Raw genomic sequence first — 20588 nt, 5'->3', positions numbered from 1 at the left:
GCGTTAGTCCCAAGATGAATTCAACGCAGACCATTCAGGCCATTCAGGAGAATATTGCCCGAGTTATCAAAGGTAAACCGCATGTCATCGAGATGAGCATCGTCGCCCTCCTGGCGCGAGGGCATCTCCTCATCGAAGATGTGCCGGGGGTGGGAAAAACCACGCTCGCTCATAGTCTCGCGCGATCGCTCGATTGCTCCTTCAAACGCATTCAGTTCACGAGCGATCTGCTGCCGTCCGATATCGTGGGCGTCTCCATTTTCAACCGCCAGAAGCAAGCCTTTGAATTTATCCCGGGTCCGATTTTCGCCAATGTCGTGCTGGCGGATGAGATCAATCGGACCACGCCAAAAACGCAGAGCAGTCTCTTGGAAGCGATGAGCGAAGCGCAGATCTCGTTCGACAACAAGACCTATCCCCTGAGCCAGCCGTTCATGGTCATCGCGACGCAGAATCCCGCTGAATACCATGGGACCTTTCCACTCCCCGAGTCACAGCTCGATCGGTTCTTGATGCGGCTTCGCATCGGCTACCCATCGCACGAAGAAGAAAAGAAGGTCCTTGATCGATCGCAATCCCTCCATCCGGCTGAAGAGCTGCAGCCGCTGATCACGGCACAGGATGTCCTTCTGCTCCAGGAGCAGGTCGATCAGGTGCTCATGGAGGAGAGCATCACGGACTATCTCCTGGCTGTGGTCCAGAGCACCAGGCAGTCGGACCTCCTGTCTTTGGGGGTGAGCACACGAGGAGCGCTGGCGCTGAGCCGGGCCGCCAAAGCATTATCGCTCGTTCGCGGTCGGACCTATTGTGTGCCGGATGATATCAAGGAACTCGCCCCCATCGTGTTGTCTCACCGCATCATGGTTGCGCGCACGCAGGGTCTGCACCAACGAAGTTTTGAGCAGGCCGAGCGGATCATCCAGGATTTGGTCGAGTCGATTCCTATCCCGGTCTAGGTCTTGCCTGAAGTCTGCCGGCCGGCGTGGAGCTAATGGCACATGCCTCTTCAATCTCCTTCCTTCGTTCGGCGAATGTTTCGCCACCGCTCAACGCGCGTGACCTCAGTTGGCATTCAATTCCTGATCTTCACCCTCGCCATTGGCGCGGCTGCCATAAACACGGGCAACAACCTCTTCTATCTTCTGCTGGCCATGATGCTGAGCCTCATTTTGGTCTCAGGAATCGTGGCGGAATACTGCCTCCGGCGGCTGGAATTCCATCGCCATCTTCCCGATCTGCTCTTTGTGAACGAGCCTGTCACAGCGACCCTGGTGGTGAAGAACCGAAAATCGAGGCTCCCCAGCTTTTCATTGAAGGTATTTGACGTCAGCGATGGTCGTGATCTGGATCGCGGCGTCGACGTTCCCCAACTCCCTCCAGGCGGCAGCCGGCTGTTGTCGTATCCCTTGATTGCCACGCGCCGCGGGAGGCTTCAACTGGAGGGTGTACGCATCGCCACGGAGTTTCCTTTCGGACTCTTCATGAAAAAAGCCTTCTATCAAGTCGAAGGGACAGCCGTCGCCTGTCCGGAGATCAAACCGCTTGAAGACCATCTGTTACGAGGTCTTCACGCCACGGGGCAAGAGCAAAGCGTCTATCGACGAGGCCATGGCAACGATTTGTATAATCTACGGCTGTATCAGGCCGGGGATGACTCGCGAAGTATTCATTGGCCGACGACGGCACGGACCTCGCAATTGACGGTTCGAGAAACTGAGGCCGAAGACCAACGCCGGGCCGTCGTTCATTTGCCGACCATTGCCCCGATCAGCCATGACGCCTTGTTTGAACGAGCCGTATCCTTGACCGCATCCATCGTTCACTACTTGGCACATCGAGGCTATCTCTTCCGATTGCTTCTCGGGACATCTCGCTCTTCATTTGGCCAGGGGGAAGCCCACTACTTCGAACTCCTGCGCATGCTCGCCCTCTGTGAACGAAGCTCTCCAACTACGCAGTTCGTACTATCTGAAGGACCGAGCGCCGACTGTCCAGAAGTCGAAGGGGGGGCCCTGATTGTTGTGCGGTCATGGCGCGGACCAGAGGATGTCAAGGCAGAGGATCTTACCCTTCTGATCAACGGAGAAATGCTGGGTGGAGTTTCACATGTCCTTTGATCAGGCCCTTCGACTCACGTCGATTCTGCTGGCATCGGCGTCCTTTATAGGGTTGACGCTCGGAGCTGGTTTGCCTGCATGGCTGGCAGCGCTGGCCGGGGCTTCCCTGATCCTGGTGCTCTCGAGGAACTTGAGAGTTGGATCCATTGAAAAACTTGCAACGCAGACTCCCTTCTCGACCACCGGATGGAATCTGCTTGTGATCGTCGGCTTTCTTGGATTCTGGGTGGACATGTTATGGGTTTCTGGTGAACTCCTCCCCGCGGGCATTCACTTCCTCATGATCCTCATGGTCATCAAGCTGTTCAACCTTAAGCTCCGTCGGGATTATCTGCATCTCTATGCCATCAGTCTTGTCGCAATCCTCGCGTCGGGATCTCTCACGACGGATCTCTGGTATCTCCCGATTTTCTTACTCTATCTTGTTACCGGGGTTTGGACGCTCCTTCTGTTCCAGCTAACCAAACAATCCGAAGGAATGATGGGCCTCGGAATGTCCAACGAGATTCGGCAGGAACAACCGGAGTCTCTCTGCCGGGTCACTCCCCAACTCTTCTGGTTTGCGAATGGATTGGCGCTGGCCACCTTTGGGATGACCTTGGTGATTTTCTTTACGATCCCGCGAGTCAGCGCGGGGTTTTATCAGAAAGGCTTCGGCGAGAACATTCGTACGTCGGGTTTTTCCGACACGGTGGACTTAGGAGCCATAGGACCCATCAAACGAGATCCCAGCGTTGTCATGCGGGTCGAATTGCTCGAGCGCTCCCCGCACGAAACGGACAGGCTGTACGTTCGAGGGGTCGCGTTTGATAGGTACGACGGCCAAAGATGGACGAACAAGCTGAATTATCGGCGAAACCTAAACGAAGAGGTTGCAGGTACGTTCGTTGTCCGAGGCAGCCGATCTTCTCTCCCGTCCCGCTTCGGGGAGGTCATTCACCAGAAGATCCTCCTCGAACCGCTGGACACCCCGGTCCTCTTCGGAGCGCCTTTCATTGAGAGCGTCAACGGAAAGTTTCCGACCGTCCAGTCCGATCTCATCGGTTCAGTCTATCTGCCGTTTCCCAGTTCCTCACGGATCGAATACACCGTCGTGTCTCGATCCAATCCTGTGTTGCCGGTAGACCTGGGTTCCGAACCTGGTCAATACTCCGAATCATTTGCCCGACATTTCTTACAACTCCCCACCTATTCCGAGCGCATCGGTGCTTTGGCGCGAGACATTACGCAAACGCAACGTAGCCTCTATGAAAAAACCGCTGCAATTCAAACATACCTGACGCACAACTATCGCTACAGTCTTGATGCGCCCCTTGCGGAGCAGGACCAGCCTCTTGAAGAATTTCTCTTCTCCCGCAAGACCGGGTATTGCGAACACTATGCGACGGCCATGGTGATCATGCTCAGGACCATCGGGATTCCCGCGCGCCTCGTGACGGGGTTCTTGGCTACGGAATGGAACGAGTATGGAAACTACTATTTGGTAAGGCAGCAGGACGCCCATGCGTGGGTCGAGGTGCACCTGCCCCATTCCGGATGGATCATGATGGATCCGACCCCTTCGTTAATCGAAAACGTCGGCAGCGAGTATCCGGCGTGGCAAGCTTTGGGACGAATGATGGATAGCATCCGGCTCCACTGGAGCCGGTTTTTTGTGCAGTACAGCGCAGCGGATCAGCTTGCTGTTGTCCGAGAATTGAAAGCCGGGGGTACATCGGTCAGAAATAAGGCCTTCGACTCCATGACGGCACTCTTCAGTCCCTTCATGAATCTAGCCAGTGGAATTACCGAATACGTTGCCAAGGGAACCATGCACCCTTCGGGGAAATGGCTGGGTTTGATACTGATTGGATTTGCGATCTTGTTATGGTTGGGTACGAAGCGGCCTTGGGAAAGTGGGAAGGCCTGGAAAAAGACAACGCGCGACGAGCAGGCCATCGTGCAACTCTACAGGCAAATGATCAAGCATCTCGCTGGGAATGGTATTCCGAAGCCGACCGCCACAGGTCCCCTCGAGTTTGTCCGCATCGCTCAAGCGAAATGGAGCGATGCGAATTCAGCCGTCGCGCTTATTACAGAACTGTATTGCCGAACGCGATTTGGTCGGATGCTACTGACCAAAGAAGAGCTGCGACTAGCGGAAAATAACCTTCGCCACTTAATAGCCTTACCAAAACCGTAAGAAACTCAGAACGCGACAACCCATTCGCTCTCTTCCAGGGCGAAGTGATAAGGCTTGTTATGAATTCAAATCCGGCACGACGTTGTAAGGTTGCTTGGAGCGGGAAAAGGGATTTGAACCCTCGACCCTCGCCTTGGCAAGGCGATGCTCTACCACTGAGCTATTCCCGCTCGAGAGGCTTGAGGAGCGGAGTGTACTGGCCTCTCCTTATACTGTCAAGCAAGGAATCCAATGCGATCTGAATAAAAACGAGGTTACCAATTTGAAAATGTTACGTCCACGTAACGCACTAAAACCAGTCGACACTAGAATCCATAAATGATTAATAATACAACATATATTCGTATAATCCACACTTCAATCGGGGCCTGCCGAGTCCGACAACGGTACCATAACTACTCACTATGTCCTCCTGATGATCTAAAATTCAAAAAGCAGAACGTCTGAAGTAATCTATTATTTCATACACTTATAATTAATTCGCCAAAGACTGACCAAGTCAATCCTGTGGTTTGAATATTGCGAACGTCCTTGGTGAAGATCTTTGCACCTGATTCATGGATACCCATTAGGCCCGGCCGAAGGAAAGCTAAGTAATCAAAGCGGAAGTGAGTCCCGTTCAAGCTCATAAATGTTGAGGAGGTAGCTACAATGTTCTTGTCACGTCGCCAATTTCTGAAGGTCTCCGCCGGCACGGTCGCCGCTGCCGCCGTGGCGGACAAGGTCCTGGCGTTGACCGCGCTCCAGCCGGTGATCGAGGTGGGCAATCCCCTGGGGGACTACCCGGACCGCTCCTGGGAGCGCGTCTATCATGACCAGTATCGGTACGATTCCTCCTTCACCTGGGTTTGCTCGCCCAACGACACGCACGCCTGCCGGATTCGGGCCTTTGTGCGCAACGGCGTGGTCATGCGCGTGGAGCAGAACTACGACCACCAAACCTATGAAGACTTGTACGGCAACCGGGGGACGTTCGCCCACAACCCCCGCATGTGTCTGAAAGGATTTACCTTCCACCGGCGGGTCTACGGGCCCTATCGGCTGAAAGGCCCCTTGATGCGGAAGGGCTGGAAGCAGTGGATGGATGATGGCTCGCCGGAAGTCACCCCCGAAACCAAGCGGAAGTACAAGTTTGACAGTCGCTTCTTGGACGACATGCTGCGCGTCTCGTGGGATACCGCGTTTACCTATGCGGCCAAGGCCATGATTGTGATCGCCACCCGTTACAGTGGCGAAGCCGGGGCGCGGCGGCTGCGGGAGCAGGGCTATGCGCCGGAGATGATCGAAATGATGAAGGGCGCCGGCACGAGGTGCTTTAAGCATCGCGCTGGAATGCCGGTCCTTGGCATCATCGGTAAGATGGGCAATACTCGAATGAATGGCGGGATCAATGCCTTGCTCGATACCTGGATCCGTAAGGTCAGTCCTGATCAGGCACAGGGCGGCCGCTATTGGTCCAATTACACCTGGCACGGGGATCAAAATCCTTCTCAGCCTTTCTGGTCCGGGGTTCAGGGGTCGGACATCGATCTTTCTGACATGCGTTTTTCAAAGCTGAATACGAGCTGGGGCAAGAACTTCGTCGAGAACAAAATGCCGGAAGCGCACTGGAAGTTGGAGTGTATCGAGCGCGGCGCCCGCGTGGTCGTTATCACGCCAGAATACAATCCAACCGCCTATCGAGCAGACTATTGGATGCCGTTGCGTCCGGAGTCAGACGGTGCATTGTTTTTGGGCGCGATGAAAATCATTGTCGACGAAAACATGCACGACACGGATTTCTTAAAGCAATTTACAGATGCGCCTATCTTGGTGCGCACAGATACCCTGCAATACTTGGATCCGCGCGATGTGGTGGCGGACTATAAGTTCCCCGATTTTTCACACAGCTACTCGGGCCGCATTCAGTCCCTGAAGCCCGAACAGATTGAGCGACTCGGCGGAATGATGGTCTGGGACCTCAATAAGAAACAAGCTATCCCTCTGCATCGGGAGCAAGTGGGATGGCACTATATCAACAGTGGTATCGATGCCGCCCTCAACGGCACCTACCGGGTAAAGCTGCTCAACGGCCGTGAAATCGATGCGATGCCGGTCTGGCAGATGTATCTGGTTCACTTTCAAGACTACGACCTGGATACCACGCATCAGATCTGCCGTACTCCGAAGGATCTCATCGTACGCTGGGCACGGGATTCAGGCACGATCAAGCCGGCTGCGATACACAACGGCGAAGGGGTTTGCCACTATTTCCACATGACGCCGAACGGGCGCGCGGCTGCGATGGTCCTCATCATTACGGGCAACGTCGGCAAGTTCGGCACGGGGCAGCATACCTGGGCCGGTAACTACAAAGCCGGCTGTTGGACTGCAACACCTTGGTCCGGTGCTGGTCTGTCAGTGCACACCGGCGAAGATCCCTTCAACATCACTTTAGACCCCAACGCCCATGGGAAAGAAATTAAGACGAAGTCCTACTATTACGGCGAAGAAGTTGGGTACTGGAACCATGGCGATACGGCGTTGATCGTCAATACGCCGAAGTATGGCCGCAAGGTGTTCACCGGCAAGACCCACATGCCGACGCCAAGCAAGTTCCGTTGGGTGGTCAATGTCAACGTCTTGAACAACGCCAAGCACCATTACGACATGGTGCGCAACGTCGATCCGAACATCGAATGTCTCATCACGCAGGATATCGAGATGACGTCCGACGTCAATCACAACGATATCGCTTTTGCCTGTAATTCCTGGATGGAATTCACCTATCCGGAAATGACCATCACGGTCTCTAATCCGTGGGTCCAGATTTGGAAAGGCGGGATTCGCCCCTTGTACGATACCCGCAACGACCTCGACACCTTTGCCGGCGTTGCGGCGAAACTGTCGGAGATGACCGGCGACAAGCGTATGAAGGATTATTTCGCTATGGTCTACGCGAACCGCGTGGACGTCTATGCGCAACGAATGCTCGATGCCTCCAGCACCTTCTATGGCTATTCAGCGGACGTTATGCTGAAGTCGGAAAAGGGCTGGATGGTCATGGTGCGCACCTACCCGCGGCATCCCTTCTGGGAAGAGACTAACGAGTCGAAGCCGATGTGGACCCGTAGTGGACGATATGAGAACTATCGTATCGAACCGGAGTCTATTGAATACGGGGAAAACTTTATTTCCCACCGCGAGGGGCCGGAGGCGACCCCTTACTTGCCGAACGCCATCTTCACGACGAATCCCTACGTCCGGCCCGACGACTACGGCATTCCGATTACGGCGCAACACCATGACGACAAAACAGTTCGGAACATCAAGTTGTCGTGGCATGAAATTATGCGTCACTCGAATCCTCTTTGGGAGAAGGGCTATCAGTTCTACTGCGTGACACCTAAGACGCGCCACCGGGTGCATAGTCAATGGTCGGTGAACGATTGGGTACAGATCTACGAATCCAACTTCGGGGATCCGTACCGCATGGATAAGCGGACGCCGGGGGTGGGAGAGCACCAGATTCACATCAACCCGCAAGCGGCGAAAGATCGCGGCATCAACGACGGCGACTATGTGTATGTCGACGGGAACCCCGTCGACCGTCCGTACCGCGGCTGGAAGCCCAGCGATCCCTACTACAAAGTCGCGCGGCTCATGATCCGCGCGAAGTACAATCCATCCTATCCATACCATGTCACGATGGCGAAGCATGCGCCCTATGTGTCGACCCCGAAATCAGTGAAGGGTCATGAAACCCGCCCGGACGGTCGTGCCATCGCGATCGACACGGGGTATCAATCGAACTTCCGGTACGGCGCGCAACAGTCCTTTACAAGGAACTGGCTGATGCCTATACACCAGACCGACTCCCTCCCGGGCAAACATGCAATTGCCTGGAAGTTCAAATGGGGGTATCAGGTCGACCACCATGCTATTAATACGGTTCCGAAGGAGTGTCTGATCCGCATCACCAAGGCGGAAGACGGCGGGATCGGGGCCCGGGGGCCGTGGGAGCCGGTGCGCACCGGCTTTACGCCCGGGCAAGAGAACGAGTTCATGATCAAGTGGCTCAAAGGCGAACATATCAAAATCAAGGTCTAACCGTCCGGCAGAGAGGAATGAGGGGCCGCCTCCACGCGGCCCCGTCCCTCGGACCGAACGAAAAGGAGAGACGCAATGCCTGAAGTCTATAACTGGCAACTGGGGCGGAAGATGTTGTACCCGTACGAGGAACGACATCCGAAGTGGCAGTTTGCCTTTGTGTTCAACATCAACCGGTGCCTGGCGTGCCAGACCTGCAGCATGGCGGACAAGTCGACGTGGCTGTTCTCCAAGGGGCAGGAATACATGTGGTGGAACAACGTGGAGACCAAGCCCTATGGCGGGTACCCGCAGTTCTACGACGTGAAGATCACGCAGCTGATCGAACAGGTCAACCCCGGAGGGCAGGTGTGGAACGTGCGGGTGGGCCGCAAACACCATGCGCCCTACGGCGTGTTCGAAGGGATGACCATCTTCGATGCGGGGGCCAAAGTGGGCCAGGCCGCGATCGGGTACATTCCGACCGACCAGGAATGGCGGTTCGTGAACATCTACGAAGACACCGCCACCTCCATGCGGGCCTTGGTCGAAGGGATCGACAAGACCGGCTTCTCCCGGGACGAGCCGTGGAAAATGACGGGGAGCAGCCTGCCGGAGCACGAAACCTTCTTCTTCTACCTGCAGCGGATCTGTAACCACTGTACCTACCCGGGCTGCTTGGCCGCCTGCCCGCGCAAAGCGATCTACAAGCGGCCGGAGGACGGCATCGTCTTGATCGATCAGAACCGCTGCCGGGGGTACAAGAAATGTGTCGAGCAGTGTCCGTACAAGAAGCCGATGTACCGGGGGACGACCCGAGTCAGTGAAAAGTGTATCGCGTGCTATCCCCGGATCGAAGGCAAGGATCCGCTGACGGGCGGCGAGCCGATGGAAACGCGCTGTATGGCGGCCTGCGTCGGCAAGATTCGCATGCAGAGCCTGGTGCGGATCGGGGAGGACGGCCTCTGGGCGGAGGATCGGTGGCACCCCCTGTACTACGCCATTCGGGTCGAGCAAGTGGCGCTCCCGCTCTATCCGCAATGGGGGACCGAGCCCAATGGCTACTACATTCCGCCGCGGCACAGCCCGCGCGGCTATGCCCGGCAGATGTTCGGTCCCGGGGTCGACAATGCCATCGAGAAGTATCTCGTGCCGAGCCGGGAACTGTTGGCCGTGCTGCAGCTGTGGCGGGCCAGCCAGCAGATCGTCTTCCGCTATGACGTGATTCCCGGGCCGAAAGTCTTCGAGACGCAGATCCACGGCAAGCGGTTCGAGATGTACAACGATACGGTCTTGGGCTTCAACAAGTCGGGCAAGGAAGTCGCCCGTATTCAGGTCGAGGAGCCCATCTATATTCGCCCCGCCGAACGCGTCACCTGGCTCTAGGCCTGGCGCGCGGGGTCCACTCCCGTCGTCGGTTTCGGGGGCGGGCAGGTTAGAGAGAAGGGCGGAGTTCCAACCAGGAGCTCTGCCCTTCTCTTTTTATACCGAGTCTTAAGATTATGTTTCGGCATCAGATGGCATAGTGCCTATCGTCTCTAGGGCTTATCAGAGCATCACATATCTCTCGCATCGGTCTTTCGGCTCAGAAGATGCCACTTCTTCTGCGCACTTGACGAGATATATTCCCTCCAGTAGAGTTTTGGAAGGTCGTATTTTGAGCTCTACTACGAGGGAGCACTTTCAGCGTGATATCCGATCAGCAGCAATCAGTCCCCTTTGCTGCGCAGGCCATTCCATTTGACGAGTTCCTCGCCGCCGGCAAACTCCCAGATGGCTACCTCAACAGCGAATATGTCGCCCAGCAATTTGTAGAGCGACTTGTCCACTATATCCTGAGTGTCCCGGCCGGCAGCTATTCCATGGCCCAACTGAGCCAATTGCTCGAACAACTCGACCCCCGCACTCAGGTCTTCTTTTTCAAACGATTGAAGGAAACCAGCCCAGACTGTCTAAAAGACTTCGCCTCCCTCTACTACGGGTTCATGAACGAGTTTCATTCCCTCCTCTTCACATAACAACAAAAATACTCCTTGTCGGCACTGCAATCTCATGTATAATTACCCTTCATCCATAAGAGAAGGAGAATCATGAATCCATCGCTGCAAAGGGCCGTCACCAGTTTCTACAACTTGATTTATGAAGCACAAACCTTCGCTACCGCGATGGCGCGGATCGATACGGCTGAACAGGAACATTACGCCGGACGCATTGAAGGGCTAAACTGGGTGCTTGACCGTTGTCAGGAACTTGAAGAGATGGATGCGAACCTCACGCCGTCCTCGCTCCAGCGTATCTTGAGTGAAGTGAAATCGGATTTGGAACACGAACTATCCGTCCAACGCAGAGAAAAAGGCCGCCGAGCGGACGGACGCGAAGAAGCCCTCAATTTCGTTGCCGACTATCTCTCCAGCCTGATTACCGCAACCGAGATCGAGTCTGCCAAGACGACCGTCTAATGGGTATGTTTTAAGCGGGGCTCCTCTGTCTCACACAAGAGATGCAGAGGCAAGGCCCCGTGTCACTCTCCTGAAAACACATAAGTACTTTTCACTACGCCACATGCTTTCGGAGAGCTATCCGGACCCGGCCCTCTATCAGATTACTACTTGACCCTACCGACCGTTCATCAATAATATTGCTATATGCCTCAACCTCCACGAAAACCAGGAACCCCCTGGATCCCAGGCACTCGCCAGGCACCTAGAACTCGCCTGCGAAGAAGCCCCGAAGAGGCTCAAGGACAATTCGGCTCTCTGAATGCTTCTCTGCTCTTCTGCCCACGTTGCCGAGTCGCTACACCTACCAGAGAACGCTTACTTCTCGTGCTCCCAACAGGTAATCTTTATGAGTATCTCTGCATTCACTGCGGCACATCCACCGGCTCCAAAACGGAAGCGGCGGTGAAGACCGTTCAAATCGTCAGCCCTTAGACCAGAAAGTCCTATTCATTCCAGGTTTCGGTTGGGGGTCTGCGAGATGCACAACGGTGGCTTAACCATCTACAGCCCGTGCCGGTTACACTCTGTCACCACCAACAGAAGGGAAACCGGAAGACCAGAAATCGAGAGTCTCATACCGGGGGTGTTCTGAGGAAGAAGATTAGGAAGACAGAAGAAAGGCCTTCTCTCGATCACTGGATTTGTTCAATCGGAATACCCTCCTCGATCAGCATCACCGGGATGCTATCTCGTATAGGGTAAAGAATTTTCTGATCCGCACGAAGCAGACCTCCATCGATTTGCCCAGTCACCGGCCTGTTCCCCTTATTTTTCAATTCCCCACGTGCAAGGGCCGCATTGATCTTTTCAATGAGGGAACCATCGGCGACACTCACCGGCTGCTTGGTCTCAGGGCAACAGAGAATAGCAAGGAGATCCGAATCAATACTCATGAGTCTTCAATCTTCCTGTCTCTAGGAAGGCGCTAGAATAGTCGATAGGAGTAGAGAGCGCAAGCTGTTCCGAAGAACTCCTCTTGAATGCCCATTTCTGCTACACTGGCATGGAATTGCTCAAAGGTCTTCCATCATGATCAAAGCCTTCTGGCGAACCTGCGTGACTGGACTCATTGTCTTGCTCCCTGCCTGGGCTACCTTCTTGATTCTGTCAGCCCTCTTTACGACACTCGATGGCTTGGTCGGTCGATACATGTTGAATCCACTCCCCGGACTGGGTTTGCTCCTCTTGGTGCTTCTACTTATTATTGCCGGGCTCATTGCTGATCACGTGATCGGTCATAATTTATTGGCGCGCTTAGAGCAGCGCCTTGAACAGATCCCGCTCGTGCAGAGCATCTACCTGACATTGAAGGGCATGACCGATGTTCTAAATTTCCGATCTCGATTTGGCCGCAGCAAGGTTGTTGCGTTTCCCTTTCCTCGCGATGGATGCTGGGCTCTAGGGTTTGTGATGGGCGCGGCCCCCCCATCGATCCAGGTCGCGCCATCAGACACTCTTTTCATGGTGTTCGTACCAACCGCCATCCATCCCTTTACAGGATTCCTGGCTTTCATCCCGGAACAGGCGCTCGTCCCGATTAATCTTCTCCCTGAGGATGCCATGAAAATGGAGTTCTCAGCGGGTTTCTATAAGCCGAAGAACGGCTGGCTCGGCACATCACAATCGATCTCCTCGTGATCAATGACTTCTGACAGAATCCACATTAGGCCGGCCTGCCTGGACGATGTAGAGACCATTGTCCAGTACAATAGCGCGATGGCACTTGAAACAGAGCATCGCCGGCTGGATCTGTCCACACTCCGCGCAGGAACCTTGGCATTTCTGGGGACCCCTGAGTATGGGTTTTATCTCGTTGCTGAGCTCCCGGAAGTAAGCGGCCACAAACCTGTCGGTCAATTGATGATCACGTATGAGTGGAGTGACTGGCGCAACGGGCTCTTTTGGTGGATTCAGAGTGTCTATGTTGCACCGGACCGGCGCGGGGTGGGAGTATTTCGAGCCCTGCACGATCATATCGTCACCAAAGCCAAAAGTGATCCGCGAGTCTGCGGGATCCGATTGTACGTCGAACGGCAGAATCACAGGGCTCAATCTGTTTACCAACGGGTTGGGTTGTTGCCATCCGTCTATGCCGTCTATGAACGGGATTTTGTCCTTGGGCATCCGTTCGATACAGAAATGAACAAGGAGTTGCCATGAAACTCAGTCGCTACATTTTTGGGCTCTTGGTTCTCGTGTTTCTGTCTCAAGGCTGCGCCTTCAGTCGAGGCACCTTGGGTGACGATATCAAGCCCGATACCATCGCCGCCATTCATAAAGGCACAACCACGAAAGCCGAAGTGTTTCAATTACTCGGGGCGCCCGATCGGCTGCTGCAGCTCAATGGACGAGACGTTTTTCAGTACTATCGATACGACGCAAAAGCAGGAAGTCTGCTGCTGATCCTCCTCAATTTCACCCGTCTTTCCATTAGAAGTGATGACCTGTTCGTCATCTTGAATCGGGATGGGCTTGTCGAAGACGTCATCGCATCAAGACGCACAGACGGCATGGAGTTCCGATTCTGGCCATTTGGGGAGTGACATGATCAGCGTATGGAGAAAGGTTACTCCGTTCTTGCTAGCCGTGATGGTCGGTTTACCTTCACTCGGCTGTAACGTGGTCCGGATCTCTCTGAATACCACTCTCTCCCCAGAAGATGTTGCCTTCATTGTTCCAGGAAAGACCAAACTTGCTGATGTGGTTGCCAGGTTGGGGGCCCCCGATTCCATCTCCAATTCAGATACAGGGATTGTCGCCACGTACCGATTTCTCGACCTGAAATACTCACGTGTCAATTTTGGGTGGTTGGCGAAACCTTGGACGCCCGTGGATCCAGATTTGATCTTTTCACGTACGGGACTCGGCGTCGACTCGTTCCAAGTATTGTGTGATTCTCAGTGGGTTGTGTTAGAGCAGGGGTTTCAACGTCATTTCCTCAGGCCTCCCTTTCACCCCTATCCCTTCCAACAATCAAGGCTGTCCATTTCCAACGAATTGCCGCCGGCCGGTGGCCTCGCTATAATGGCGCGCCATGGGCCGGAATACTTCCGATCATCCACATCCCCACAACAGTGACGAACTGTTCTCTTCCTACATCCCGGCCGATAAGGACACTGAGTTTCTTCAACGAGATGAGCTGCGTTCTGTCCGGATCGGGCTTGAGCTGCTTAAACCCGAATTGATTCAACGGGAAGAAGGCATCAGGTCCACCATCGTCGTCTTCGGCAGCTCACGGCTTCTCGAGCCGGCTGCTGCAAGGCAGGCAGTACAGGCGGCGGAAGAGGACGCGGTTGGTGCTTCGGACGATCCTGTCCGGCAACAGAAAGTGGCGATCGCCAAAAGGCAGCTCGAACTCGCAAAGTATTATGACGTCGCCCGGGAATTTGGTCGGGTGGTATCGTCAACCTGCCAGATTGATGGCCGTTGCGACTACGTTATCGTGACCGGCGGAGGCCCCGGCATTATGGAAGCCGCCAACCGTGGGGCGGCGGATGTGAACGCCAAATCCATCGGCTTCAACATTACCCTTCCCCACGAACAGCACCCCAACCCCTACGTCACGCCAAGGCTTAGTTTTCAATTTCGCTATTTCGCCATCAGAAAGATGCATTTCCTCATCCGTGCCAAGGCACTTGTCGCCTTCCCCGGAGGATTCGGCACCCTTGATGAGTTATTCGAAACCCTCACGTTATTGCAAACCGGCAAAACGGAGAGTGTCCTGGTTGTACTGGTCGGGCGACACTTTTGGGAGCGTTTGATCAACTGGCAATGGCTCGTTGACAATGGACTGATCTCTCAAACAGATCTTCGCCTCTTTCATTATGCCGAGACGGCTCAGGAAGCCTGGGACCTGATCGCGCGCCATAGTGGGGTACCCGCCGTATGAAGCTCTCATTCCACGGTGCAGCTCGTTCAGTCACTGGGAGCCGACATCTATTGGAAATACCGGGCTTTCGGGTCTTATTGGATTGCGGGCTCTTTCAAGGACGCCGAGACGACGCGGTCCGGCGCAACCGCGAGCTGGGTTTTGAGCCGAAGTCTGTAGGCGCCGTCTTACTCTCGCATGCGCATATCGACCACTCAGGAGCCTTGCCGGTTCTTCCTCGGCAGGGCTTTTCTGGGAAGGTCTACCTCACCAGAGCATCGGCCGATCTGGCCAATCTTATGCTCGAAGATTCGGCTCGTGTTCAAGAGAACGATTGTCGGTATGTCAACAAACAGGAGCGACGCCGCGGGAACACCTGTGTTCGCCCGCTGTACGATGGGGAGGACGTCCGGAAGATTGCCAAAAGATTTGAGGGCGTACGATACGGAGATCAGCTCAAAATCGCGCCACGCCTCACAGCTTCATTTCATGACGCCGGCCATATTCTGGGATCCGCCGCCGTCCGGATCAAGTATACGGCGCGAGGCAATAGCACCACGGTCTTGTTCAGCGGAGATCTGGGTAGATCGCACATGCCGATTCTGCGCGATCCCGAACCTCCGCCTCCCTGCGATGTCCTGATTCTCGAATCCACCTATGGTGACCGTTTACATGAACAAGTCGGTGAAGAGACGAAGAAGAAGGCGCAGGATCTCCTCGAGCATGCCCGGACGCACAAGAGCAAGATCATCGTGCCTGCTTTCGCGGTCGGGCGCACACAGGAACTCGTCATGCGAATCAAAGAACTTGTCGGTGAAGGTCGCGTGGACCCCGTTCCGATTTATATCGATTCGCCGCTGGCCGATAAGACCACAGAGGTCTTCAAGCGTCACCCTGATTGTTATGACGAAGAGACCTTTAAAACGTTCTCCGCCGGGGGTGACGTCTTCGCATCCCGCTACATCCGTTTTGTCTCCTCACCCGAAGACAGCAAACGGCTCAATACGATGCGCGGTCCCTGTGTCATCATCTCCTCATCGGGGATGTGCGAAGGCGGACGCATCATTCACCATCTCAAACATGCGATTCAGGACGAGGCCAATGTGATTGTGTTCGTGGGTTTTCAAGCAGAACACACACTGGGCCGTAAACTCGTCGAGGGCTGGGACGTCGTTCCGATCTTCGGCGTGCCGACACCACGACGGGCACAGATCGTCAAGTTCAACGGCTTGTCGGCCCACGCGGACCGCAACGATCTGCTGGCTTACGTCCGAGCCATTGATCCGCGCCCCAGCACGATCTTCATTGTGCATGGGGAAGAAAAGCAGGCCCTCTCCTTGGGCGCCGCGATCCAAGCGGAGCATCCAAAGGTCGATGTGCGAATTCCCCATCAAGGCAGTACGCATGAAATCTAATGCTCTATTGGCGATGGGGGCCCTCGGCGAACGACCGGCCCGGTTGCTGATCCTGTCCTGTGTGACTGCCCTGCTCTCAGGATGCCTGTTCACCGCCGCAGCCGAGCCGGACCGACAGCGGCAACGTGCGCGCGATTTGGGGATCGTGGTCGGCCAATACCAGCCCGGTCCGTTCAATGCAATTACCGACGTGGAGGGGGTCAAAGTCGGCCATACGACGTTGACACGAGGCGAAGGGCCATTAAGACCTGGAGATGGACCGGTAAGGACCGGCGTGACCGTCATCATTCCGCGCGAGGATGTCTGGCACAAAAAAGTTGCGGCCGGAGCCTTCGTGCTCAATGGAACCGGTGAAATGACCGGCCTCTCCTGGGTGGCGGAGTCTGGATTTCTCGAGTATCCGATCGCCCTCACGAACACGTTAAACGTACCTCGAGTCGCCAACGGAGTGGTGAGCTGGATGATTCGCCACTATCCTGAGATCGGCATTACCGATGATACGCTGACGCCGGTTGTGGGGGAGTGCGACGACGGCCGACTCAACGACATCCAGGGGCGCCATGTCTCGGAACAGGATGTGATCGCTGCGTTGGACAGCGCGAGTAGTGGTCCGGTCAAAGAAGGTACCGTCGGTGCCGGCACCGGTATGGTGTCGTACGGGTTCAAAGGCGGTATCGGCACAGCGTCGAGAAAATTATCCGACAAAGAAGGAGGCTATACGCTCGGGGTCCTCGTGAATGCGAACCATGGCCGGAAACCGGAATTGATAGTCGCCAACGTGCCGGTCGGAAAGCTTTATCAACAGCCGCCGCAGCTCTCCGAAGCACGTTCACCCGGTCAAAGTGAAGGGTCTATCATTATTGTGATCGCCACCGATGCGCCGCTGGATGGTAGACAACTTACGCGCCTCGCGAAACGCGCTGCGCTCGGTCTTGCGCGAACCGGGTCGACCGTTCGCCACGGGAGCGGTGATTTCATCTTGGCATTTTCCACCGCGAACGTGATCCCCCACTATCCGAAAGAGCCGGTCTTGACACTCACACATCTGGCGGATACACACCTCAACCCCCTGATTGCTGCAACGGTAGAAACGACGGAGGAAGCGATTTTGAACGCCCTGACGACGGCCACGACGGTGGTCGGGCGAGACGGTCATCGGGCCGATGCGATCGACCTCGATCGCCTCAAGGCACTCCTGTCGGGTGGGCGACCAAACTGATCGCAAGGACTCCTGCATACCTGTTGCGAAGTGAGCAACGCTTGCAAATGTGGCTGTTCCCTCGTTATCCTGCGGCACGTTAACCGGGAGGGATGGTATGAGCCAATACCAGATCGGGGGCGGGCTGCAGCTGCTGACGGCGGTGCAAAAGACCGAGGCATTTGGGGAATTCCTGAAAACGAGAATGCTCCATGCGCTGGAAACTGAGGACCCGACGGAACTGCACTACCTCCTGGCTCAAGTCGACGACTACCATTCGTACCTGTGGCGGTACTATAAGAAGCTGGCGCAGACCCGACCCCAGCGGATGGATCCGGGAGTCTGAATCGTAACGCCTCGGAATCGTTCGTCGTCCCTCTCCTTGCGGTTCATCGGTTTCCCTTGCAACGAGGCACGACCGTGCAGTTCGCCGTAGCCCTGTCGAAACAGTTAGAGACGGAAGCCGCCGCCCGTGAGGTGGCCGATGGTATTCGCGCACAGCTGAGCGGCACGGCGATCGATCTTGCCTGTCTCTTCTTCTCGGCACATCATGCCGAAAACTCTGAGCTCTTGGCGAGCGTGCTCACCCGAACCCTTGGTCCAAAATGGCTGATCGGATGCAGCGGAGAGGGCGTCATTTCCGGCGCAGAAGAGTTGGAGACAGCCCCGGCAATCACAGTTTGGGCGGCCACGCTCCCTGACGTCGACATGCACCCGTTGCGAACATCGTTTTCACAGACACACGATCAGTTTCAACTCACCGGATGGCCTCAGCCAGGATCAGAGGATGCCTCTTTCCTCCTGCTGGCAGACCCCTTCACAGCCCCGGTTCAAGAAATCCTTGGGCTGGTGGACGACCGGTATCCGGGAGCCAAAGCCGTAGGAGGGTTAGCCGGAGGTGGGCAAGAGGCCGGCATGAATCGGTTGGTCCTCAATGATCAAGTCTTTGAGGGCGGCCTGGTGGGGATCCGACTATCGGGGGCTGTGGATATTCGGCCAATCATCTCCCAAGGGTGTCGTCTGATCGGCGACCGGTTTGTCGTCACAAAGGCCGAACACAATCTGATTCACGAACTCGGGGGAGCGCCCGCACTGGAACGGTTGCAGGCTGTCTTCGAATCGCTGACGGAAGAAGATCGCCGCCGCGCGCATCGGGCGCTTCATCTCGGCATTGTCATCGACGAACATCGAAATCGATTTGAGCGCGGGGATTTTCTCATTCGTAATCTGCTCGGGGCCGACCAAACCACGGGCGCTGTCGCGATCGGAGATGTGGTGCAAGAGGGGCAAACCGTGCAATTCCATCTTCGGGACGCGGAATCCGCCAGCGAAGATTTGAACTCCCTTCTGGCTGCCGACCGAGCCGGTCGACGGCATCCCCCTCTGGGAGCGCTCATGTTCAGCTGTTGTGGTCGTGGTCGGGGACTCTTTGGACGCCCGAATCATGATGCCGCTGCACTGACCCAGCAACTGGGGCGAATTCCCGTTGCGGGGTTCTTTGCGCAAGGCGAGATTGGACCCATCGGTCACCGAAACTTCCTGCATGGGTACACCGCCAGTATGGCGCTTTTTGCAGAGCGCCACTCGTCGTCACGTCACAGTTGACCTGGTGATCTCTTCCGTGCCATAGAACACAAGAAGGAGAACGTGATGAAACGTCTGAGCAGAATAGCTATCTGTACACTGTCGGTTTTACTATCGACCCTGGGAGGGGGAGACATTATGGCAGCAGGTGAGAACGCGCAGGAAGTCAGTACGCCGTCCGGGCTCAAATACGTCGACCAGGTGGTCGGTACCGGCGATGTGGCCGTCGCCGGCAAGAACGCGACGGTGCACTACACGGGCTGGTTGGAGAACGGTAAAAAATTCGACAGCTCGGTCGATCGTGGGCAGCCTTTCTCGTTTCCCCTTGGGGCAGGACGCGTCATCAAAGGCTGGGACGAAGGGGTGCAAGGAATGAAAGTGGGTGGGAAACGCAAATTGACCATTCCATCTGACCTAGGATACGGGCCGCGCGGTGCAGGCGGAGTGATCCCACCAAATGCCACGCTGATTTTCGACGTCGAATTGCTCGGAGTGCGGTGACATCACCGTGCAACAGACCCCCCTCATCCTGCAGCATCGCGCTGCCGGCGCAAAGTTGGTCGACTTCGCCGGATGGGAAATGCCTATTCAATACACCGGCGTGGTGGATGAGTATCAAACCGTCCGCTGCAAAGCCGGCCTCTTTGATGTCAGCCATATGGGCCGCATTGAGGTCAGCGGTTCCGGGGCGGAGTCATTTCTTCAGCGAATGACGACGAATGATCTTGCTGCGCTGAAGCCCCTGCACGCGCAGTATTCGATGGTGTGCAACGGGCAGGGCGGCATCAAGGACGATATTTTCGTCTATCGGTTGGCTCGGGCAGGAGAATTTCTTCTCTGTGTCAACGCATCAAACCGAGACAAGGTTCTCTCCTGGCTTCGTGAGCACAGTCAGGCATTCCCCGACTGTCATATCTCCGATCGTTCGGCGGAGATCGCTCAAATCGCCTTGCAGGGATCTGCGGCGCGATCGATCGTGGCCGCGCTCGGGTTGATCGAACTGGATCACCTCAAACTGAGAGAATCAACCACCCTTCGGATCGGCGACGTGGAATGCCTTGCGGCCAGAACGGGCTATACAGGCGAGTTTGGCTACGAATTCTATGTGTACGGACAAGCCTCCACCGTCTGGGAGAGATTGCTGGACACCGGCAAGTCGTTTGGTTTGAAACCGGCCGGGCTCGGTGCGCGGGATCTCCTTCGCCTCGAAATGGGATATCTGCTTTATGGCAATGATATCGACGAAGGAACGACGCCCATCGAAGCTGGGGCGGAATGGGCTGTGAACTTTGAGAAGGGGGAGTTCCTCGGAAAGACCGTGTTGACTGCACAACTGCAAGCAGGCGTATCCCGACGATTCGTCGGTTTTGAATTGTTAGAAAAGGGCGTTCCCCGACACGGCTTCAAGATTCTCTCTTCATCACCGCCGCAGTCACCGATCGGAGAGGTTACGAGCGGCAATCTTTCCCCTCTTCTTCAGAAGGGGATCGGTTTGGGCTATGTGTCTCCGGCATACATGAAACCCGGGACGGACGTCATGATCGACATCAGGGGGAAAATGGTTCCTGCGAGGATCGTGAAGCCGCCGTTCTATCGACGTCCTTCCAAGTAGGTGAGACACGCACCGTCCGTGGTCGTCTGCCTGCTGAAAAACG

General features: G+C 55.7%; 18 protein-coding genes and 1 tRNA gene. 17 read left to right on the top strand and 2 right to left on the bottom strand.

The genetic code is table 11. The annotated features are described in order from the left end of the window. The first annotated feature begins 14 nt into the window (after positions 1 to 14). The 3 genes from H8K03_10720 to H8K03_10710 are packed head-to-tail and all read left to right on the top strand — an operon-like array spanning position 15 to position 4299. Positions 15 to 956, top strand: coding sequence for a MoxR family ATPase (locus H8K03_10720; GenBank protein ID UVT18322.1), 942 nt, complete (start codon positions 15 to 17; stop codon positions 954 to 956). Between the two features lie 42 nt (positions 957 to 998). Next, positions 999 to 2117 carry a DUF58 domain-containing protein gene (locus tag H8K03_10715; protein UVT18321.1) on the top strand — a complete coding sequence of 373 codons (1119 nt, stop codon included), beginning with the start codon at positions 999 to 1001 and terminating at the stop codon, positions 2115 to 2117. Beyond that, entirely contained in the window at positions 2107 to 4299 is a 2193-nt protein-coding gene (locus H8K03_10710) for a DUF3488 domain-containing protein (GenBank protein ID UVT18320.1), read from the top strand. Before H8K03_10715 ends, H8K03_10710 begins: the two co-directional genes overlap by 11 nt. Positions 4300 to 4394: 95 nt before the next feature. On the opposite strand, the gene H8K03_10705 is transcribed toward H8K03_10710, so the two are convergent. Further along, positions 4395 to 4469, bottom strand: a tRNA-Gly gene (locus tag H8K03_10705). A gap of 481 nt (positions 4470 to 4950) precedes the next feature. Between H8K03_10705 and H8K03_10700 the strand changes: the two genes are divergently transcribed. From H8K03_10700 to H8K03_10685, 4 genes are all read left to right on the top strand, one after another. Further along, complete coding sequence (locus tag H8K03_10700; protein UVT22320.1) at positions 4951 to 8388, top strand: molybdopterin-dependent oxidoreductase; 3438 nt, start codon at positions 4951 to 4953, stop codon at positions 8386 to 8388. 75 nt (positions 8389 to 8463) lie between these two features. After that, complete coding sequence (locus H8K03_10695) at positions 8464 to 9753, top strand: nitrate oxidoreductase subunit beta (GenBank protein UVT22319.1); 1290 nt, start codon at positions 8464 to 8466, stop codon at positions 9751 to 9753. A 302-nt stretch (positions 9754 to 10055) separates the two neighbouring features. Next, positions 10056 to 10385, top strand: a complete 330-nt coding sequence (locus tag H8K03_10690; GenBank protein UVT22318.1) for a hypothetical protein — start codon at positions 10056 to 10058, stop codon at positions 10383 to 10385. A 72-nt stretch (positions 10386 to 10457) separates the two neighbouring features. Beyond that, on the top strand, positions 10458 to 10826 hold the full coding sequence (locus H8K03_10685; GenBank protein ID UVT22317.1) for a hypothetical protein: 369 nt from the start codon (positions 10458 to 10460) through the stop codon (positions 10824 to 10826). 674 nt (positions 10827 to 11500) lie between these two features. Here the strand turns inward: H8K03_10685 and H8K03_10680 are convergent. Further along, the gene (locus H8K03_10680; GenBank protein ID UVT22316.1) at positions 11501 to 11761 is read right to left on the bottom strand and encodes a hypothetical protein; all 261 of its coding nucleotides are present in this window, start codon (positions 11759 to 11761) and stop codon (positions 11501 to 11503) included. A 163-nt stretch (positions 11762 to 11924) separates the two neighbouring features. Between H8K03_10680 and H8K03_10675 the strand changes: the two genes are divergently transcribed. From H8K03_10675 to gcvT, 10 genes are all read left to right on the top strand, one after another. Next, positions 11925 to 12506 carry a DUF502 domain-containing protein gene (locus H8K03_10675; GenBank protein UVT22315.1) on the top strand — a complete coding sequence of 194 codons (582 nt, stop codon included), beginning with the start codon at positions 11925 to 11927 and terminating at the stop codon, positions 12504 to 12506. A 3-nt stretch (positions 12507 to 12509) separates the two neighbouring features. After that, positions 12510 to 13028, top strand: a complete 519-nt coding sequence (locus tag H8K03_10670; GenBank protein UVT22314.1) for a GNAT family N-acetyltransferase — start codon at positions 12510 to 12512, stop codon at positions 13026 to 13028. Then, a complete protein-coding gene (locus tag H8K03_10665) occupies positions 13025 to 13411 on the top strand; it encodes a hypothetical protein (GenBank protein UVT22313.1) in 387 nt (128 codons plus the stop codon). The genes H8K03_10670 and H8K03_10665 overlap by 4 nt, the downstream gene beginning before the upstream one ends. 491 nt (positions 13412 to 13902) lie before the next feature. After that, entirely contained in the window at positions 13903 to 14757 is an 855-nt protein-coding gene (locus H8K03_10660; GenBank protein ID UVT22312.1) for a TIGR00730 family Rossman fold protein, read from the top strand. Continuing rightward, on the top strand, positions 14754 to 16151 hold the full coding sequence (locus tag H8K03_10655; GenBank protein ID UVT22311.1) for an MBL fold metallo-hydrolase: 1398 nt from the start codon (positions 14754 to 14756) through the stop codon (positions 16149 to 16151). Before H8K03_10660 ends, H8K03_10655 begins: the two co-directional genes overlap by 4 nt. Positions 16152 to 16164: 13 nt before the next feature. After that, positions 16165 to 17370, top strand: a complete 1206-nt coding sequence (locus H8K03_10650) for a P1 family peptidase (GenBank protein UVT22449.1) — start codon at positions 16165 to 16167, stop codon at positions 17368 to 17370. Between the two features lie 97 nt (positions 17371 to 17467). Further along, positions 17468 to 17695 (top strand): hypothetical protein, encoded by a 228-nt coding sequence (locus H8K03_10645; GenBank protein UVT22310.1) that lies wholly within the window; start codon positions 17468 to 17470, stop codon positions 17693 to 17695. A gap of 74 nt (positions 17696 to 17769) precedes the next feature. Continuing rightward, positions 17770 to 18954 (top strand): FIST C-terminal domain-containing protein, encoded by a 1185-nt coding sequence (locus H8K03_10640; protein UVT22309.1) that lies wholly within the window; start codon positions 17770 to 17772, stop codon positions 18952 to 18954. A gap of 45 nt (positions 18955 to 18999) precedes the next feature. Then, positions 19000 to 19434 (top strand): FKBP-type peptidyl-prolyl cis-trans isomerase, encoded by a 435-nt coding sequence (locus H8K03_10635; protein ID UVT22308.1) that lies wholly within the window; start codon positions 19000 to 19002, stop codon positions 19432 to 19434. A 7-nt stretch (positions 19435 to 19441) separates the two neighbouring features. Then, the gene (gcvT, locus tag H8K03_10630; protein ID UVT22307.1) at positions 19442 to 20545 is read left to right on the top strand and encodes a glycine cleavage system aminomethyltransferase GcvT; all 1104 of its coding nucleotides are present in this window, start codon (positions 19442 to 19444) and stop codon (positions 20543 to 20545) included. The last annotated feature ends 43 nt before the right edge of the window (positions 20546 to 20588 follow it).

It is taken from the genome of Nitrospira sp. (genome assembly GCA_024760545.1).
GTDB lineage: Bacteria > Nitrospirota > Nitrospiria > Nitrospirales > Nitrospiraceae > Nitrospira_D.
This window is presented reverse-complemented; position numbering and strand designations above follow the sequence as displayed.

Excerpts from the sequence above, each read along its gene's own strand:
- H8K03_10670 (UVT22314.1), top strand. The coding sequence starts at position 12,510 with ATGACTTCTGACAGAATCCACATTAGGCCGGCCTGCCTGGACGATGTA.
- H8K03_10645 (UVT22310.1), top strand. The coding sequence starts at position 17,468 with ATGAGCCAATACCAGATCGGGGGCGGGCTGCAGCTGCTGACGGCGGTG.
- H8K03_10700 (UVT22320.1), top strand. The coding sequence starts at position 4,951 with ATGTTCTTGTCACGTCGCCAATTTCTGAAGGTCTCCGCCGGCACGGTC.
- H8K03_10710 (UVT18320.1), top strand. The coding sequence starts at position 2,107 with ATGTCCTTTGATCAGGCCCTTCGACTCACGTCGATTCTGCTGGCATCG.
- H8K03_10680 (UVT22316.1), bottom strand. The coding sequence starts at position 11,761 with ATGAGTATTGATTCGGATCTCCTTGCTATTCTCTGTTGCCCTGAGACC.
- H8K03_10660 (UVT22312.1), top strand. The coding sequence starts at position 13,903 with ATGGGCCGGAATACTTCCGATCATCCACATCCCCACAACAGTGACGAA.
- H8K03_10715 (UVT18321.1), top strand. The coding sequence starts at position 999 with ATGCCTCTTCAATCTCCTTCCTTCGTTCGGCGAATGTTTCGCCACCGC.
- H8K03_10655 (UVT22311.1), top strand. The coding sequence starts at position 14,754 with ATGAAGCTCTCATTCCACGGTGCAGCTCGTTCAGTCACTGGGAGCCGA.
- H8K03_10695 (UVT22319.1), top strand. The coding sequence starts at position 8,464 with ATGCCTGAAGTCTATAACTGGCAACTGGGGCGGAAGATGTTGTACCCG.
- H8K03_10720 (UVT18322.1), top strand. The coding sequence starts at position 15 with ATGAATTCAACGCAGACCATTCAGGCCATTCAGGAGAATATTGCCCGA.
- H8K03_10665 (UVT22313.1), top strand. The coding sequence starts at position 13,025 with ATGAAACTCAGTCGCTACATTTTTGGGCTCTTGGTTCTCGTGTTTCTG.
- H8K03_10685 (UVT22317.1), top strand. The coding sequence starts at position 10,458 with ATGAATCCATCGCTGCAAAGGGCCGTCACCAGTTTCTACAACTTGATT.
- H8K03_10635 (UVT22308.1), top strand. The coding sequence starts at position 19,000 with ATGAAACGTCTGAGCAGAATAGCTATCTGTACACTGTCGGTTTTACTA.
- H8K03_10650 (UVT22449.1), top strand. The coding sequence starts at position 16,165 with ATGGGGGCCCTCGGCGAACGACCGGCCCGGTTGCTGATCCTGTCCTGT.